The organism is Stenotrophomonas sp. GD03877, assembly GCF_029840555.1.
Lineage (GTDB): Bacteria > Pseudomonadota > Gammaproteobacteria > Xanthomonadales > Xanthomonadaceae > Stenotrophomonas > Stenotrophomonas geniculata.
Genome location: NZ_JAOCCT010000032.1, coordinates 1 through 16,580, shown reverse-complemented (window position 1 = coordinate 16,580; position 16,580 = coordinate 1). Strand labels below are relative to the sequence as shown.

14 protein-coding genes are annotated in these 16,580 nt (G+C 67.8%); 4 read left to right on the top strand and 10 right to left on the bottom strand.

What is annotated here, in order from left to right:
• Window positions 1–39 precede the first annotated feature (39 nt).
• The 8 genes from N5D20_RS19620 to pyrE all read right to left on the bottom strand — a co-directional run bounded on the left by N5D20_RS19620 (window position 40) and on the right by pyrE (window position 9,490).
• A complete protein-coding gene (locus N5D20_RS19620) occupies window positions 40–753 on the bottom strand; it encodes a response regulator transcription factor (RefSeq protein ID WP_019338804.1) in 714 nt (237 codons plus the stop codon).
• On the bottom strand, window positions 734–3,394 hold the full coding sequence (locus tag N5D20_RS19615; RefSeq protein WP_279914933.1) for a sensor histidine kinase KdpD: 2,661 nt from the start codon (window positions 3,392–3,394) through the stop codon (window positions 734–736). The genes N5D20_RS19620 and N5D20_RS19615 overlap by 20 nt, the downstream gene beginning before the upstream one ends.
• A gap of 51 nt (window positions 3,395–3,445) precedes the next feature.
• Window positions 3,446–4,096, bottom strand: a complete 651-nt coding sequence (gene kdpC / locus N5D20_RS19610) for a potassium-transporting ATPase subunit KdpC (protein ID WP_197655005.1) — start codon at window positions 4,094–4,096, stop codon at window positions 3,446–3,448.
• Complete coding sequence (gene kdpB, locus N5D20_RS19605) at window positions 4,093–6,150, bottom strand: potassium-transporting ATPase subunit KdpB (RefSeq protein ID WP_053442400.1); 2,058 nt, start codon at window positions 6,148–6,150, stop codon at window positions 4,093–4,095. The genes kdpC and kdpB overlap by 4 nt, the downstream gene beginning before the upstream one ends.
• Window positions 6,151–6,160: 10 nt before the next feature.
• Window positions 6,161–7,870, bottom strand: coding sequence for a potassium-transporting ATPase subunit KdpA (gene kdpA, locus N5D20_RS19600; RefSeq protein ID WP_279914934.1), 1,710 nt, complete (start codon window positions 7,868–7,870; stop codon window positions 6,161–6,163).
• Between the two features lie 12 nt (window positions 7,871–7,882).
• Entirely contained in the window at window positions 7,883–7,975 is a 93-nt protein-coding gene (locus tag N5D20_RS19595; protein WP_005407770.1) for a potassium-transporting ATPase subunit F, read from the bottom strand.
• Window positions 7,976–8,149: 174 nt separating this feature from the next.
• Window positions 8,150–8,812: a hypothetical protein gene (locus N5D20_RS19590; protein ID WP_279914935.1), complete on the bottom strand. Its 663-nt coding sequence runs from the start codon at window positions 8,810–8,812 to the stop codon at window positions 8,150–8,152.
• 18 nt (window positions 8,813–8,830) lie between these two features.
• Window positions 8,831–9,490, bottom strand: a complete 660-nt coding sequence (gene pyrE / locus N5D20_RS19585; RefSeq protein WP_010486876.1) for an orotate phosphoribosyltransferase — start codon at window positions 9,488–9,490, stop codon at window positions 8,831–8,833.
• Window positions 9,491–9,652: 162 nt separating this feature from the next.
• Here pyrE and N5D20_RS19580 point away from each other — a divergent pair, with 162 nt between their 5' ends.
• The 3 genes from N5D20_RS19580 (at window position 9,653) to N5D20_RS19570 (ending at window position 12,131) form a co-directional block, all read left to right on the top strand.
• The gene (locus tag N5D20_RS19580) at window positions 9,653–10,453 is read left to right on the top strand and encodes an exodeoxyribonuclease III (protein ID WP_005412008.1); all 801 of its coding nucleotides are present in this window, start codon (window positions 9,653–9,655) and stop codon (window positions 10,451–10,453) included.
• The gene (locus N5D20_RS19575; protein WP_279914936.1) at window positions 10,450–11,823 is read left to right on the top strand and encodes an MFS transporter; all 1,374 of its coding nucleotides are present in this window, start codon (window positions 10,450–10,452) and stop codon (window positions 11,821–11,823) included. The genes N5D20_RS19580 and N5D20_RS19575 overlap by 4 nt, the downstream gene beginning before the upstream one ends.
• 77 nt (window positions 11,824–11,900) lie before the next feature.
• Entirely contained in the window at window positions 11,901–12,131 is a 231-nt protein-coding gene (locus N5D20_RS19570) for a hypothetical protein (RefSeq protein ID WP_005407775.1), read from the top strand.
• 79 nt (window positions 12,132–12,210) lie between these two features.
• On the opposite strand, the gene N5D20_RS19565 is transcribed toward N5D20_RS19570, so the two are convergent.
• Window positions 12,211–13,338 carry an anhydro-N-acetylmuramic acid kinase gene (locus tag N5D20_RS19565; RefSeq protein ID WP_279914937.1) on the bottom strand — a complete coding sequence of 376 codons (1,128 nt, stop codon included), beginning with the start codon at window positions 13,336–13,338 and terminating at the stop codon, window positions 12,211–12,213.
• 65 nt (window positions 13,339–13,403) lie between these two features.
• Window positions 13,404–14,876 (bottom strand): peptidoglycan DD-metalloendopeptidase family protein, encoded by a 1,473-nt coding sequence (locus tag N5D20_RS19560; protein ID WP_043403159.1) that lies wholly within the window; start codon window positions 14,874–14,876, stop codon window positions 13,404–13,406.
• A gap of 167 nt (window positions 14,877–15,043) precedes the next feature.
• On the opposite strand from N5D20_RS19560, the gene tyrS reads away from it, so the two are divergent.
• Window positions 15,044–16,255, top strand: coding sequence for a tyrosine--tRNA ligase (gene tyrS / locus N5D20_RS19555; protein ID WP_279914938.1), 1,212 nt, complete (start codon window positions 15,044–15,046; stop codon window positions 16,253–16,255).
• Window positions 16,256–16,580: the final 325 nt, after the last annotated feature.

Genomic DNA, 16,580 nt, shown 5'->3' with positions numbered 1-16,580 from the left:
TGGAGCTGTTGGTAGGTGTCGACCTTGGTCGACACACCCTCACCCCTTGAACCGCAGCCCCACGCCCGGTTCGGTGAACAGGTAGCGCGAATCCAGCGCCGAATCACCCAGCTTGTGCCGCAGCTTGCCGACCAGGATGCGCAGGTAATGGGTGTCGTGCTGGTGGGTCGGCCCCCAGATCTCCTGCAGGATCTGCGGCTGGGTCACCACGCGCCCGGCATTGCGCAGCAGCAGCGACAGCAGCGCGTATTCCTTGCGGGTCAGCGCCACCGGTTCACCATCGAGTGCCACTTCACGGCGCACCAGGTCCACATGCAGATGGCCATCGTCGAACACCGGCGGGGTGCCGTCGCTGGGCACGCTGCGCGTGCGCAGCAGCGCCCGTACCCGCGCCATCAGCTCCTGGGTACCGAAGGGTTTGGTCACGTAGTCGTTGGCGCCGTTGTCCAGCGCCCGCACCTTCTCGGTTTCGCCGGCGCGAACGGTCAGCATGATCACCGGCACCTGGCTCCATTGCCGCAGCTGCTCCAGCACCTCGTGGCCTTCCATGTCCGGCAGGCCGATGTCCAGGATCACCAGGTCCATGTCTTCGCTGGCGGCCATCTCCAGGCCTTCCTGGCCGGTCGCGGCCTGCCGTACCTGGTAGCCCTGCGCGCGCAGGCTGATATCCAGGAACCGGCGGATCTGGGTTTCATCATCGATCACCAGCACGCGCGCGGCCGGCACGCTGGCATCAATCGGGGTCGGGCTCATCGTGGGAGGCTGGCTTGAGCAGGGGCAGGCTGATGCGGATCAGGGTACCGCGACCGTCGCGTCCGGGCAGCGCCTGCACGCTGCCGCCATGCGCGCCGATCATGCCCTGGCAGATGGTCAGGCCCAGGCCGGTGCCGTGGCGGCCGCGGTCGCCGCGCTCGACGCTGTAGAACATGTCGAAGATGCGCGCACGCTCGTCATCGGGAATGCCGGGGCCGGCATCGATCACGTCGATGCGCAGCTGGCCGTCCAGCTCGCGCGCCTGCACCTGCACGGCGGCATCGGGCGGCGAGAACTTGGCCGCGTTTTCCATCACATTGAACACGGCCTGCTCGACCAGCGCCGGGTGCACCCAGATCGGCGCCAGCGTGGAGGGAATATCCAGCTCCAGCCGTACCTTGGGCTGGTAGCGCTGCAGGCGCCGCGCCGCCGAGCCGATCAGTTCGTCCACGCCGATCCAGTCGCGGTTGATCTTCAATCCTTCGTGGCCGAGGCGGGTCATGTCCAGCAGGTTCTGGATGTAGCGGTCCAGCCGTTCGCCCTCGACCAGGATGGTGTCCAGCAGGGCACGGCGATCGGCTGTATCCATCGCCGTACCGTAGCTGGCCAGGCTGTCGGCCGAACCGATCATCGCCGCCAGCGGCGAGCGCAGATCGTGCGATACCGAAGAGAGCAGGGCCGAGCGCAATCGCTCGGTCTCGTTGCTGACGTGGGCCTGTTCCAGTTCGGCCACCAGCCGCGTGCGCAGCGCGGCCTGCGCGATGTCATCCACCATCGCTTCGGCCAGCTGCCGCTGCTCGGGCAGCAGGCGCGCCTGCGCGCCGGGCAGGTACAGGCCGGCCACGCCGATCGCGCGGTCTTCGCCATCCAGCAGCGGCAGGAACCACCATTGCGCGCCGGCCAGAGTGTCGGTGAAGCGGCCGCTGGGCTGGCCGTGGCGCAGCGCCCAGTCGGCGGCGGCCAGATCGGTATCGCCAGGCTGGCTCCGGCCACCGGTTGCGGTATCGGCGCCGATCCGCAGCCACGCCGGCACGTCCATGGCCTGTTCCAGTGCATGCCGACCCGCCTGCGCCACCTCTCCGTTGCCGGCGGCACTGGCCAGCTGGCGGCCCAACTGCTGGCGCGCACGCGCATGGCGGTTGGCGGCACGCAGCGCGATCACCTGCATGCGCAGGCGCGAGGCCAGGCGTCCGGCCACCAGCGCGGCGGCCAGGAACAGGAACACGGTGATCACGCCCTGGCGCGCGCCGATGGCGAAGGTGAAGCGTGGCGCGATGAACAGGAAGTTGTAGGCCAGGAAGCACAGGATCGCCGCCATCACCGCCACGCTGGCGCGGGTGCGCGCCGCCACCAGCACCACCGCGACGATGAACACCATCGACAGGTCGGCCATGCCCACCCAGTGTTCGGCCAGCCACGCCACCGCACAGGCCAGCGCGGTAGCGATCAGGGCTTGTGCCGGTTCATGACTGATACCGCGCATTGGCGGCAGCAGGCTCTCGCGGCGCGAGCGTGCGCGTGCCTGCGGTGTGCTGATGATGGTGATCTCGTAATGTGCGCCACGCTGGATCAGCTGCTGGGTCAGGGTGCGGTTGAACATCCGTGCCAGTGGACGTTCGCGGGTCCGGCCCAGCACCAGGGTCGACACGCCGTTGTGTGCGGCATGGTCGAGCAGGGCATCGGCGATGCTCGATCCATGCAGCAGTTCGGCGTCGCCGCCCAGCCGCCTTGCCAGCGCAAAGGCCGCATCGATCTCGCGCCGGGTCGCCTCGTCCTGGCGCCGGCCCTGCACGGTCACTACCGTCCACGGCGCGTCACGGCGCTCTGCGATGCGCCGCGCCACACGCACCAGGTATTCGCTCTGGCCGCCGCCATCAATGGCCACCAGAACGCCGCGACGCAGGGGCAGATTGCCTTCGCCACGCGCGGCGCGGGTTTCGCGCAGGCTGCTGTCGACGCGGTCGGCGGCCTCCTGCATCGCCAGTTCGCGCAGCGCGGTCAGGTTGGCCGGTGAGAAGAACGCCTGCAGTGCCTGTGCGGCCTGTTCGGGCACATAGACCTTGCCCTGCTGCAGGCGCGCGATCAGTTCGCGCGGCGGCAGGTCCACCAGCACGATGTCGTGCAGTCGGTCGAGCACACCGTCCGGCACGGTCTCGCTGACGCGTACGCCGGTGATGCGCATCACCACATCGTTGAGGCTTTCCAGATGCTGGATGTTGACCGTGGTCCAGACGTCAATGCCGGCGTCCAGCAGCTCCATCACGTCCTGCCAGCGGCGCTCATGGCGGCTGCCCGGCGCGTTGCGATGGGCCAGTTCATCCACCAGTACCAGCGCTGGGTGCCGCGCGAGCACGGCATCCAGGTCCATCTCCTGCAGGGTGTGGCCGTGGTAGGCCACCGCTTTCAGCGACAGCTGCGGCAGGCCCTCCAGCAGCGCCTGGGTATCGGCGCGGCCGTGGGTTTCCACCAGCCCGACCACCAGATCGACACCACGGCGCAGCTGTTCCTGCGCGCGGGTCAGCATGGTGTAGGTCTTGCCCACGCCCGGCGCCGCGCCGAGGAACACGGTCAGCTTGCCGCCGGCTTCGCGTTGCAGGCCTTCGACCAGGGCATCGGCCTGGCGGGTTCGCGCATCAGTCATGGGTGCCGCTGTCATGGCCGCCATTGTGCGCGCAGCCGGTGCAGGCCGGCATCACGGTGCCTTGGCCGCATGGTCCAGCGCGAAGTTGAGCGTCACCACGTTCACCCGCGGCTGGCCGAACAGGCCCCACTGGCGCCCTTCGGTATGCGCCTGCACCAGCGCCTGCACCTGCTCTACCGGCAGGCCACGGGCACGCGCTACGCGTGCCACCTGCAGCTGCGCCGCGGCCGGCGACAGTTGCGGATCGAGGCCACCACCAGACTGGGTGACCAGATCCGCCGGCACCTGCGCCGGCGCGACACCTTCGCGCGCAGCCACCGCAGCGGTACTGGCGGCGACGCGCTCGGCCAGTGACGGGTTGCTGCGCGCCATGTTGGAACCGGCCGCGGCCATCGGGTCGTAGTTGGCGGCCGACGGGCGCGCCTGGAAGTAGCCGTCACCGGTGAACGGCTGCGACAGCCATGCCGAGCCGCGTACCTGGCCGTTGCCATCGCGCAGCAGGCTGCCCTCGGCCTGTGTCGGGTAGGCCAGGCCGGCGAAACCGGTGGCGATACCGGCGTAGACCGCGCCGGCCAGCAGCAGCGTGGCCAGGCCCAGGCCGATCGCCGGGCGCCAGCTTGCGCCATCCTGCAGGCTGGCCACGCGGGCCTCGGCTTTCTGTTCGCGGGGAAGAGAAGACGAAGTGGAAACAGTACGGTTCATGCGCCGAATACCAGGACAAGAAGGAGGTCGATCGCCTTGATTGCCGCGAACGGCAGCAGCACGCCGCCGAGGCCGTACACCAGCATGTTCCGGCGCAGCAGCGCCGTTGCGGTGGCCGGGCGGAAGCGCACGCCACGCAGGGCGAGCGGAATCAGGGCGGGAATCACCAGGGCGTTGAAGATCAGCGCCGCCAGCACGGCGTTGCGCGGGCTCGACAGCTGCATCACGTTCAGTGCGGCCATGGTCGGAACGGCAGCGGCGAACAGTGCCGGCAGGATCGCGAAGTACTTGGAGACGTCGTTGGCCAGCGAGAAGGTGGTCAGCGCGCCGCGGGTGATCAGCTGCTGCTTGCCCACTTCCACCACCGCCAGCAGCTTGGCCGGGTCCGAATCCAGGTCGACCATGTTGCCGGCCTCTTTCGCCGCCTGCGTGCCGGAGTTCATCGCCAGGCCGATGTCGGCCTGGGCCAGCGCCGGGGCGTCGTTGGTACCGTCGCCGACCATCGCCACCAGGCGGCCACCGGCCTGCTCCTGGCGGATGCGCGCCAGCTTGTCTTCCGGCCGCGCTTCGGCGATGTAGTCGTCCACACCGGCCTCGGCAGCGATGGCGGCGGCGGTCAGCGGGTTGTCACCGGTGATCATCACCGTGCGGATGCCCATCGCCCGCAGCTGCGCGAACTTCTCGCGCATGCCGTGCTTGACCACGTCCGACAGCTCGATCACGCCCAGCACGTGGCGGCCCTCGGCCACCACCAGCGGGGTGGCGCCGTTGCGCGCCACCTGCTCGACGCGACCTGCAAGTTCCGCAGGCACGTTGCCACCCAGCGCCTGCACGTGAGCACGGATCGCATCGGCGGCACCCTTGCGGATCTGCCGCCCATGTTCCAGGTCCACGCCGGACATGCGGGTCTGGGCAGTGAAGGCCAGGTAGTCGGCATGGTCCGGTTCGGCGGTGGCGCAGCCCTGTTCGCGCGCAAGGCGCACGATCGACTTGCCTTCCGGGGTCGGGTCGGCCAGCGAAGACAGCAGCGCCGCTTCACGCAGCTGGCTGGCATCGATACCGGCCAACGGATGGAAGTGGCTGGCCTGGCGGTCGCCGTAGGTGATGGTGCCGGTCTTGTCCAGCAGCAGCACGTCGACGTCGCCGGCCACCTCCACCGCCTTGCCCGACTTGGCCAGCACATTGGCGGCCAGCGCACGGTTCATGCCGGCGATGCCGATGGCCGGCAGCAGCCCGCCGATGGTGGTCGGGATCAGGCACACCAGCAGCGCGATCAGCAACAGCGGGTCGACCTTGACGCCCACGGAGGCGCCGATCGCAGGCAGCGTCGCCACCACCACCAGGAAGGTCAGCGTCATCGCCGCCAGCAGCAGGGTCAGCGCGATCTCGTTCGGGGTCTTCTGGCGGTTGGCACCCTCCACCAGCGCGATCATCCGGTCCAGGAAGCTGTGGCCCGGCTCGGCGGTCACCCGCACGATGATCTGGTCGGACAGCACCTTGGTGCCGCCGATCACACCGGAACGGTCGGTGCCAGCCTCGCGCAGCACCGGTGCCGATTCCCCGGTCACCGCCGCTTCGTTGATGGTGGCCAGGCCCTGCACGATCTCGCCGTCGGCCGGCACCAGCTCACCGGCACTGACGATCACATGGTCGCCCGGGCGCAGTTCGGCGGCGGGTACCTGGGTTTCGGCCGCGCCCGGCTGCGGCGCAGCCAGCCGGCGCGCCACCAGATCCTGGCGGGCACGGCGCAGCGAGGCGGCCTGGCCACGGCCGCGCGCTTCGGCCACCGCCTCGGCGAAGTTGCCGAACAACACGGTCACCAGCAGGATCGCGGTCACCGCCAGGCCGAAGCCCAGCGGCGCATTGCCGGTCAGGGTGACGATGGCGGCGACGATCGTGCCGGCCATCACCACTGCCATCACCGGGCTGCGTACCAGGTGCATCGGTGACAGCTTGCGCACTGCGTCGACCAGCGCACGGCGCAGGCCGGCGCCATCGAGCAGGGCAGGGCGCGGAGCAAGGGAACTGCGGGTTGAACTTGCGTGGGTACTCATCGGGGTGTCCTTAGTGCAGTCCCAGGCTCAGGTGGTCGGCGATCGGGCCGAGTACCAGCGCCGGCAGGAACTGCAGCACGGTCAGGATGACGATCACCGAGACCAGGGTCAGGGCGAAGGTCGGGGTTTCGATCTGCAGGCTGCCGGCAGACTCTGGCGCCTGGCGCTTGGCGGCTAGCTGTGCGGCCACCACCAGCGGGATGATCAGCAGCGGGAAGCGGCCCAGCAGCAGCACCAGCGAGCAGCTCAGGTTCCACCACAGCGTGGCGTCACCCAGCCCCTCGAAACCCGAGCCGTTGTTGGCGTAGGCCGAGACATACTCGTAGAACACCTGGCTGATGCCATGGAAACCGGGGTTGGAGGTGCCCGCCAGGCCGGGTACGGCCAGGGTGATCGCGGTGAACACCAGCAGGGTGATCGGCTGCAGCAGCACCAGCAGGGCCAGCAGGCGCACCTGTGGCGTCTCCAGCTTGCGGCCGAACAGTTCCGGCGTACGTCCGGTCATCAACCCGGCCAGGAACACACCCAGCAGCAGGTACACGATGAACTGCTGCAGGCCACAACCGATGCCGCCCCAGATCGCGCTGACCAGCATGTTGACCATCGCGATGCCGCCACTGAGCGGCGCCAGCGAATCGTGCATGCCGTTGACCGAACCGTTGGAGACCTGGGTGGTCACTGCCGCCCACAGCGCAGTGCCGTCGGCACCGAAGCGCACCTCTTTGCCTTCCATCAGCAACGGCGTGGCGGCGCTGGCGCTATGCCCTTCGCTCCACATCATCGCGCCGGTGGACAGCAGCGACATGCCCAGCATGCAACTGAACACCAGGGCGCCGAAGCGGCGCCGGCCGGTGAACGCGCCGATCATGAAGATCACCGCCATCGGCACCAGCAGGATGCCGACGATCTCCAGCGCGTTCGACAGCGGGGTCGGGTTCTCCAGCGGGAAGCTGCTGTTCGGGCCGTACCAGCCGCCACCGTTGGCACCCAGCTGCTTGGCTGCGACCATTGCCGCCACCGGGCCCAACGGCAGCTTCTGTCCGGCCATGCCGGCGCTGGCATCGATCGGCGTGGCCTGTGGTCCACCGGCCATCGTCGACGGCACGCCCTGGCTGGTCAGCACCAGTGTCCACACCAGGCACAGCGGCAACAGGAAGCGCACGCACAGGCGCACCACGTCCACGTAGTAGTTGCCCACCGCCACTTGGCGGTCATCGCCGCTACCGGTGGCGGCCGCAGTCTGCGGCGCACGCGAGAACAACGCGCGCAGCGTGGCCACCGCCAGCGCCAGGCCCATCATCGGCGTCACCACCTGCAGGCCGGTGATGCCGGTCATCTGCGAGAGGTAGGACAGCTGCGCCTGGCCCGAATAGTGCTGCTGGTTGGTGTTGGTCAGGAACGAGATCATCGTGTGCAGCGCGGTGTCCCAGCGCATGTTCGGGATCTGATCCGGATTCAGCGGCAGCCAGGCCTGGGTCATGAACACCGCCTGGGTCAGTACCGCGACCACCACGTTGCTCAGGACGAAGGCCAGCACGTAGCCGCGCCAGGACATCGAGCGCGATGGATCGACGCCGAACACCCTGTACAGCGGCTTCTCGATCCAGTGGAACAGCACGTCGACCTTCATCGGCGTGCCCCGCATCACGCGGGCCAGGTACAGGCCCAGCGGCCACGCCAGCAGCAGGCTGGCGGCAATAATCACAAGCATCTCAGTCATGGCCGGCTCCGCTCAGAACGACTCGGGCCGCAGCACGACATAAAGAAGATAGGCGGCGGCGACCAGCACCAGCACGCCACACAACAACGACAGCCAGGGGGACATTGCAATAGCGTCCTGGTGGAACCCCTCCACCTCAGGTCGCCATAGTCGTCCTGCCCACCATAAACGCACTACGCGCCGGACCGGGCCGACGCGTAAAGAGTGCATAAATTCCGTGGGCCAACCCGTAACCGGGCCCGGGGTAGCGCCGGGCCATGCCCGGCGGCAGGAGCGTCGTCAGCCTGCCGGGGCAGCCGGCGCCACGCCCTTCAGCTCGCGATAGCGCTGCAGGGTGCTTTCAATTTCCGCCTTCAACGCCTGCTGCTGCTGCAGGAACCCGGCCTGCAGGCGCTGCTGCGACTGCAGCTGCACGTGCCGCTGGCGGATCGCCTCGGCCTGCTTGTCGGCCACCTTGGCGCCGGCCAGTTCGCGATCACCGGCGGCCGACAGCAGGGCCACCAGCGACTCGCGCAGGCTGGTGACGTTGTACTCGGCCGTCTTCAGGTTGTTGTCCAGCACTTCCTGGCGCTCGGCGAACACCCGGCGCAGGTCGTCCTCGCTGCCATAGGTGGTCAGCATCGCCTGCTCGGTGCGCTGGCGGGTCTGCTCGGCCATCAGGTCCAGCTGCTGCTGCGCGGCCACCGTGCTGGCGGCGGCACGCTCTTCGTCGGTCAACGCGCGCTGGACCTGCGCATTGCGCAGGCCACTTTTCGCGTTGAATTCCTCGCGGGCATGGTTGACCGCATCGGCCGGCAGCGAATCACTGCAGATCCGCTCCTTGCCCTCGTTCCAGCAGTACAGCTTCTTCTCCACCTTGTCGCCACCCCGCGACTGCGCCGGCAGCGTGAACGGCATGGCCAGCAGCAGGCCGGCAAAGAGAACAGCAGGAACTCGGGACATGACCTTTCCCCTGGTCGGTCAGCGGATCGAACGGACGCCGTACTGGGCCCGGTAGGCTTCCAGCGGCTGCCGGTAGCCCACAAGTTCCGGGTTGCCGGAGGCGAAATCAAGCAGATCGGCCAGCGATGCCACGGCGATCACCGGAATGCCGGCCTCCTCGGCCACCGACTGCGCCGCCGAACGGCGATCGGTTTCCGAAGCGATCTCCTGGCGGTCAAGCGCCACCACGATGCCGGCCGGGGTGCCACCGGCAGCGCGAATGATGCCCAGCGCTTCGCGGATCGCGGTACCGGCGGTGATCACGTCGTCGACGATCAGCACGCGCTTGCCATTCATGTCGGCGCCGATCAGCTGGCCGCCTTCGCCATGGTCCTTGGCTTCCTTGCGGTTGAACGACAGCGGCAGGTCGCGGCCACGCTGGGCCAGCTCACAGGCCATCGCGGTGGCCAGCGGGATGCCCTTGTAGGCCGGGCCGAACACCACGTCGTACTTGATTCCGGTGGCATCGATGGCATCGGCGTAGCAGGCGCCAAGCTGCGACAGCAGCGAACCGGAGTCGAAACGACCGGCGTTGAAGAAATAGGGGCTCAGCCGGCCGGACTTGAGGGTGAACTGGCCGAAGCGCAGGGCGTCGGCGGTCAGGGCCAGCTGCAGGAAACGGTGGCGGTGGTCGCTCATCAAAACTCGATTCATCTTCATTTGGAGCATAAATCCTAATCCAGCTGGGCGTTTCGCGCTCGTCCGGACCCGTGTGAAGGGCGTCGCGGCCTGGCCGGGCAGACTGCGCAGCCCCGCGGGCAACCGGTATGCTTGCCCGGTTTCCTGTCGTAGGTCCCTTGCATGCGCATCATCAGTTTCAACGCCAATGGCATCCGTTCCGCCGCGACCAAGGGCTTCCTCGACTGGTTCCGTGCCCAGGACGCCGACGTCCTGTGCATCCAGGAGACCAAGGCCCAGGAAGACCAGCTGACCGACCCGATGTTCCGCCCGGATGGCCACCATTGCTTCTACCGCGATGCCATCACCAAGAAGGGCTACAGCGGGGTGGCCATCTACAGCAAGCGCGAGCCGGACCAGGTCATCACCTCGCTGGGCTGGGCCCCGTTCGACGACGAAGGCCGCTACATCGAGGCGCGCTACGGCAACCTCAGCGTGGTCTCCTTCTACATCCCGTCCGGCAGCTCGGGCGACCTGCGCCAGGGCTTCAAGTTCGAAGTGATGGAATGGCTGCGGCCGATCCTGGAGGAGTGGGCGCGCAGCGGCCGCGACTACGTGCTGTGCGGCGACTGGAACATCGTGCGTTCGGCGCTGGACATCAAGAACTGGAAGTCCAACCAGAAGAATTCGGGCTGCCTGCCGGAGGAGCGCGACTGGCTCAACGCCCTCTGCGCCGACCACGGCCAGGCCACCGATGTCGCCGCAGGCCGCGGCTGGGCCGATGCCTACCGCCTGCTCAACCCCACCGGCGAGGACTACACCTGGTGGAGCAACCGTGGCGCCGCCCGTGCCAACAACGTCGGTTGGCGCATCGACTACCAGTTCATCACCCCGGGCCTGCGTGACCGCCTGCGCAGCTGCTCGATCTACCGCGACGAGCGCTTCTCCGACCACGCGCCGTTCACCGTGGACTACGACCTGTGACCGAGGTTGCCAAGCCGCGCCGGCCGTGGCAGCAGGTGGTTTCCAACCTGAGCCAGCGCAAGGTGCTGGCGATGCTGCTGCTCGGCTTCAGTTCCGGCCTGCCGATCTATCTGGTGGGCAACACGCTCGGCTTCTGGATGCGCAAGGAAGGCATCGAGCTGAGCACGATCGGCTTCCTGTCATGGGTCGGGCTGGCCTACACCATGAAGTTCCTGTGGGCACCGATCGTCGACAAGACCGACGTGCCTCTGTTCGGTCGTTTTGGCCGCCGCCGCGGCTGGATGCTGCTGTCGCAGCTGGTCGTAGTGGTGGGCCTTGTCGGCATGGCGCTGGTCCAGCCCAAGGGCGGCCAGATCCAGTTCCTGGGCATCGCCTGGCAGCACATCGTCGTGTTCGGCGTAATGGCCGTGATCGTGGCGTTTGCTTCGGCCACCCAGGACATCGTCATCGATGCCTGGCGCATTGAAAGTGCTGACAACAGCGAGCAGCTTGGCCTGCTGACCTCATCCTCGGCATTGGGCTACCGCACTGCCTTGCTGGTCACCGATGCGCTGATCCTGATCATCGCGGCCCGTGTTGGCTGGCAGGTCTCCTACGAGATCATGGCGGTGCTGATGGCGCTTGGCGTGGTAGCCGTGGTCATGGCCCGTGAACCCGCGCGGGAAGTGGCTGCCGTGCAGGCACAGGCGACCTCCTTGTGGACGCCGCGCGGCCTGTTCGACGCCGTGGCGGGGCCGTTCATCGCTTTCGTCCGCGAGCATCGCAGCGGTGCGATCCTGATCCTGGTGGCCATCAGCGTGTATCGCATGGCCGACTTCGTCATGGGGCCGATGGCCAACCCGTTCTACGTCGATCTCGGCCTGGACGAGGACACCGTGGGTGCTGTGCGGGGCTCGGTGGGCCTGGTCGCGACCTTCGTCGGCATTGCTGCGGCGGGCCTGGTCTCGGTTCGCTGGGGGGTGCTGGCGGCGCTGATGGTGGGTGCCGTGCTGGGGCCGGCCTCCAACCTGGCGTTTGCCTGGCTGGCCTATTCGGGCCCAGACACGACCCATTTTGCTGTGGCCATGGCCATCGACAACTTCGCCAGCGGTTTCGCCGGTACGGCGCTGATCGCCTATATGTCCAGCCTGACCAGCATCGGATACACCGCAACCCAGTACGCGCTGCTGAGTTCGTTCTACGCGATGCCCGGCAAGGCGCTCAAGGGGCTCTCGGGGTGGTCGGTACAGACGCTCGCACAGGGCCGGACGCTGCTGGAAGGCTACGCGCTGTTCTTCGTCGGTACCGCGCTGGTGGCGATCCCGGTGGTGATCCTCTGCGCCCTGCTGATCCTGCAGCAGCGCCGTCGCCAGGCCTCCAGCTCGACCTGATTGCCTGCCCGTCCGGTCTGCGGGATCATCGCCCCGACGCGCCGAGGGGGCGGTGCCTTGCGAACGGGGAAGCGAGCATGGCCGACGTTGTGCTGCGGGACCTGGACCCGCTGCTGCTGGAACGCATCAAACGCGTCGCGGTCGCCCGCGGCTGGACCCACGAACAGACCTGCGCCGCTTTGCTGGAGCAGGGCCTGTTCAGCAGTGAACTGGAGGTCCGCTCCGGCTTCGGTGATCCCGAAGTGGACGCGCTCTCCGACGCCATCGCCGCCCTGCAGGCCTTGCCCGCAGGGCAGGGCTTCGATTAGCGGCCGCGCCGCAATGCTGTAGAGCCGAGCCCACGCTCGGCTGCCCGGTAGATCCACGCCATGCGTGGATGACGCCACCTCACGCCAGGTGGATCGCCCCGAGGATCCGCGGCCCCTTGGCCCCGGTCACGCTCGGCAGATTGCCGGCCAGCCCGTCCATCGTCCGCTGCGCCAGCCACGCAAAGCCCATGGCCTCCACGTACTCCGGGTCCAGCCCGTGCACCGCGCTGGATTCCACCTGCACCCCCGGCAGCCGCGCCGCCAGCCGTTTCATCAGCTGCCGGTTGCGTACGCCGCCACCACAGACCAACAGGCGCCGGGTCTGCGGCTGCTGCGCCAGCAGCGCATCGGCCACGGTTGCCACGGTCAGCTCCAGCAGGGTGGCCTGCACATCGGCGGCAGCGTATTGGCCTTCGCCCATGTGCACCTCGGCCCAGGCCAGGTGGAACTGCTCACGGCCGGTGCTCTTCGGCGGTGGCAGCGCGAACCACGGGTCCGAGCGCCAGCCGGCCAGCAGGCCCTCGTCTACCGCGCCACTGGCAGCGTACGCACCATCGGCATCGAAGGTGCGGCCGGTATGGCGCTGGCACCAGGCATCCATCAGCGCGTTGGCCGGGCCGGTATCGAAGCCGCGCACTGCGCCTTCGCGCGGGATCAGGGTCAGGTTGGCGATGCCGCCCAGGTTCAGCACCGCACGGTCCTCATCGGCGGCGCCCAGCATGCCCAGGTGGAAGGCCGGCATCAGCGGCGCACCATGGCCCCCGGCGGCCACGTCACGGCGGCGGAAGTCGGATACCGTGGTGATCCCGGTCAGCTCGGCGATGCGGTTGCCATCGCCCAGCTGCACGGTGAAGGCGGGGTTGGCCAGCGGGCGATGGCGCACGGTCTGGCCGTGCGAGCCGATCGCGCGGACCTGGCTGCGGTCCACGCCGGCCTCGGCCAGCAGCTGGTTGGCGGCTTCGGCGAAGTTGATCGCGATCCGCGCATCCAGCTCGCCCAGCTCCTCCAGCGAGTCCAGCGGGCCGCCCTCACCCAGCGCCACCAGCCGCGCACGCAGCACCGGCTCCCAGCGGGCGGTCAGCCCGTGCACGAAGCGGCAGCCGCCGCCGGCGGGGAACTGCACCAGCGCGGCATCGATGCCGTCGGCGCTGGTGCCCGACATCAGGCCAAGGTACAGGGGGGCGTCAGCGTCGGCAGTCGTGTTCATGGCGGGCATAAAAAAAGGACGCGGCAAGCTTGTGCTGCCGCGTCCTTCTTCGTCAACGCAGGGGCTCAGCCGCGCTTGCGGCCGGTGCTGCTCTTGTCCTTGGCGCTGGCCACCTCGGGGGCGGCCTCGTCGCGGCTGGTCGGTGCTGGGCTGGCATCGGCGTAGATCAGCTTTTCCATGCCCTGGATGCGGGCCATCGCCGGCGCGGTCTGCGCGCGGAAGGCGACCAGCTCGGCGCCCTTCAACGGCTCCGGCGGCGGCATGGTCACGGTCAGCGGGTTGCGGTGCTCGCCGTTGACGCGGAATTCGTAGTGCAGATGCGGGCCGGTGGCCAGGCCGGTCGAGCCGACATAGCCGATCACCGTGCCCTGGGCCACGCGCTGGCCGGTCTTGATGTTCGCAAAGCGCGACATGTGCCCGTACAGGGTGGTGTGGCCGCGGCCGTGGTCGAGGATCACCACATTGCCGTAGCCGCGCTGCACGCCGGCGAACTGCACGCGGGCATCGCCGGCGGCCATGATCGGGGTGCCGGTGCGCGCGGCGTAGTCCACGCCCTTGTGCATGCGCATCTTGCCCAGCACCGGGTGCTTGCGCGCGCCAAAGGTCGAGCTCAAGCGTGCGAAGGGGATCGGCATGCGGATGAAGCTCTTCTTCAGCGAACGGCCGTTGATGTCGTAGTACTCGGACTTGCCGTTGCGGTCGAAGCGGAAACCGGAATAGGTCTTGCCACCGGTGGTGAAGGTTGCCGCCAGGATCTTGCTGGTATCCACCTTCTCGCCTTCGCGCCAGGTTTCATCCATCACCACGCTGAAGCGGTCGCCCGGCTGCAGGTCCTTCGAGAAGTCGATGTCGTACTTGAAGATGTCGTCGGTCATCGTCGCGATCGCTGACGGCGACAGCCCGGCGCGGCGGGCCGCGGCATACAGCGAACTGGTGATCTCGCCGCTGGTGACCACGGTGCGCGTGGAGGTCTCGCGCTGGGTCACCTTCTCCTTGATGTCGTCGCCGGTCAGGCTCAGTTCCACCCGGTTGTCGGCATCGCGGTCGAAGCGGATGCTGCGCAGGTCACCGGACAGCGGCATGTCGAAGGCGATCTCGGCACCCGGGCGGAGCTTGGTCAGCGCCTCACGCGCTCCCGGGTGGTCCAGTACCCGGTGCAGGGTGGTGGCCGGGATGCCGGCCTTGTCGAACAGGTCGCTCAGGGTCTGGCCGCGCTGCACGCGCAGCACCTGCCAGCTGTCACCGGGCACCTGCTGCTGGCGGGCCATGGTCAGCGGCGGCAACGGCAGCGCCAGGCTGGTATGGCTGTCGGCAAAGGGGGCGTCGATGGTGTGCGAGAAGCCTGGGACGATCGTTGCCACCAGCGCGCCGATGGTCGCGAACAGGCTGGCATGCATCCAATGGCGGCGGGTCCAGCGCTCATTGAAGGCGGCGGGAAGATGTTGCCTGAGCTTCCGATGCAGGGCGTTGTCGTGCAGGACGTGGAGGCGTTCCTGGAAGCGCTGCTTGCGTGCGCGCCCTTGTTCGGAATTGTGCATAGGCGGTTTTTTCCTGGCAGCCCGGGAGCGCGGGCCTGATCGCCGGTTACCATAGACACCTGAGAAAACCGCGTCAAACCCTTGTGCCCATTGGCTTTTGTGAAGCCAATCGGGTTAACTTTGCTTTAACACCCCACACAAGAATCGGCGTTGCCGGGAGTAGTCACGTGTCCTCGATTGAAGAAGCCCTTGCCCTGATCGGCCGCGGTGCCGACGAGATCCTCAAGCTCGAGGATCTGCGTGCGCGCCTGCAGGAAGGCCGTCCGCTGCGGATCAAGGCCGGCTTCGACCCCACCGCGCCCGACCTGCACCTGGGCCATACGGTACTGCTGAACAAGATGCGCCAGTTCCAGGACCTCGGCCACCAGGTCGTTTTCCTGATCGGCGACTTCACCGGCATGATCGGCGACCCGTCCGGCAAGAGCCTGACCCGCAAGCCGCTCAGCCGCGAGGACGTGCTGGCCAACGCCCGTACCTATGAGGAGCAGGTGTTCAAGGTGCTGGACCGCAGCCGTACCGAAGTCCGCTTCAACTCGGAGTGGTTCGGCAAGATGGGCGCGGCCGACATGATCCGCCTGGCCGGCCAGCACACCGTGGCGCGCATGCTCGAGCGCGATGACTTCGCCAAGCGCTACGCCGCCCAGCAGTCCATCGCCATCCACGAGTTCCTGTACCCGCTGGTGCAGGGCTACGACTCGGTGGCCCTGGAGGCCGACGTCGAGCTGGGCGGTACCGACCAGAAGTTCAACCTGCTGATGGGCCGTGGCCTGCAGGAACATCACGGCCAGAAGCCGCAGGTGGTGCTGACCATGCCGCTGCTGGAAGGCCTGGACGGCGTCAACAAGATGTCCAAGTCGCTGGGCAACTACATTGGCATCAGCGAACCGGCCATCGACATCATCACCAAGACCATGAAGGTGGACGACACCCTGATGTGGCGCTGGATCGAGCTGTTGTCCTTCGACATCAGCCAGGCTGAAGCCGTGCAGCTGCGCGAGCAGGTGGCCAATGGCGGCCTGAACCCGCGCGTGGTCAAGCTGCGCCTGGCGCGTGAGCTGGCGACCCGCTTCCACGACGCTGCGGCGGCCGAGCAGGCCATTGCCGGCTGGGAAGCGGCGGTGACCGGGCAGGGCGACATCACCCAGCTGCCGCTGCAGGACGTGGCGATCCCGGCCGAAGGCCTGCGCATCGCCGCACTGCTGACCGCGGCCGGACTGACCCCGAGCAACTCCGAAGCCAACCGCAAGCTCAAGGAACGCGCGGTCAAGGTGGACGGCGAAGTAGTGGAAGACGGCCAGCAGGTGCTGCAGCCGGGCTTCGAAGGCCTGCTGCAGGTCGGCAAGCGCACCTTCGCCCGCGTGCGCCTGGTCGCCGCCTGAGACAAAGGAAGGGCCGGCGCCAGCCGGCCCTTCCTTGATGCTCTTGTAGAGCCAAGCCCGCGCTTGGCTTGCTCTTCGAGCGGTCCTCCCCCAGCGCGACGGATGAACAGATGCAACATCCGTTGAAAAAAATCGCCACACCCCCTTCACAAATGATGGGAATAGGGACATACTTCTCCTCCCCCGTCGCAGGGGTCGCCACCAAGGGGCTTCAGCGACATCAGGGCGCCCACCACCGCCGAACGAGATGATCGAACGAGGGTGTTGACGGACTGAAAAAGTCTGGCATAATGGGCGGCTCGCTACGAAGGAAACTTCGCAGCAT

Excerpts from the sequence above, each read along its gene's own strand:
- N5D20_RS19620 (WP_019338804.1), bottom strand. The coding sequence starts at position 753 with ATGAGCCCGACCCCGATTGATGCCAGCGTGCCGGCCGCGCGCGTGCTG.
- N5D20_RS19615 (WP_279914933.1), bottom strand. The coding sequence starts at position 3,394 with ATGACTGATGCGCGAACCCGCCAGGCCGATGCCCTGGTCGAAGGCCTG.
- kdpC (WP_197655005.1), bottom strand. The coding sequence starts at position 4,096 with ATGAACCGTACTGTTTCCACTTCGTCTTCTCTTCCCCGCGAACAGAAA.
- kdpB (WP_053442400.1), bottom strand. The coding sequence starts at position 6,150 with ATGAGTACCCACGCAAGTTCAACCCGCAGTTCCCTTGCTCCGCGCCCT.
- kdpA (WP_279914934.1), bottom strand. The coding sequence starts at position 7,870 with ATGACTGAGATGCTTGTGATTATTGCCGCCAGCCTGCTGCTGGCGTGG.
- N5D20_RS19595 (WP_005407770.1), bottom strand. The coding sequence starts at position 7,975 with ATGTCCCCCTGGCTGTCGTTGTTGTGTGGCGTGCTGGTGCTGGTCGCC.
- N5D20_RS19590 (WP_279914935.1), bottom strand. The coding sequence starts at position 8,812 with ATGTCCCGAGTTCCTGCTGTTCTCTTTGCCGGCCTGCTGCTGGCCATG.
- pyrE (WP_010486876.1), bottom strand. The coding sequence starts at position 9,490 with ATGAGCGACCACCGCCACCGTTTCCTGCAGCTGGCCCTGACCGCCGAC.
- N5D20_RS19580 (WP_005412008.1), top strand. The coding sequence starts at position 9,653 with ATGCGCATCATCAGTTTCAACGCCAATGGCATCCGTTCCGCCGCGACC.
- N5D20_RS19570 (WP_005407775.1), top strand. The coding sequence starts at position 11,901 with ATGGCCGACGTTGTGCTGCGGGACCTGGACCCGCTGCTGCTGGAACGC.
- N5D20_RS19565 (WP_279914937.1), bottom strand. The coding sequence starts at position 13,338 with ATGAACACGACTGCCGACGCTGACGCCCCCCTGTACCTTGGCCTGATG.
- N5D20_RS19560 (WP_043403159.1), bottom strand. The coding sequence starts at position 14,876 with ATGCACAATTCCGAACAAGGGCGCGCACGCAAGCAGCGCTTCCAGGAA.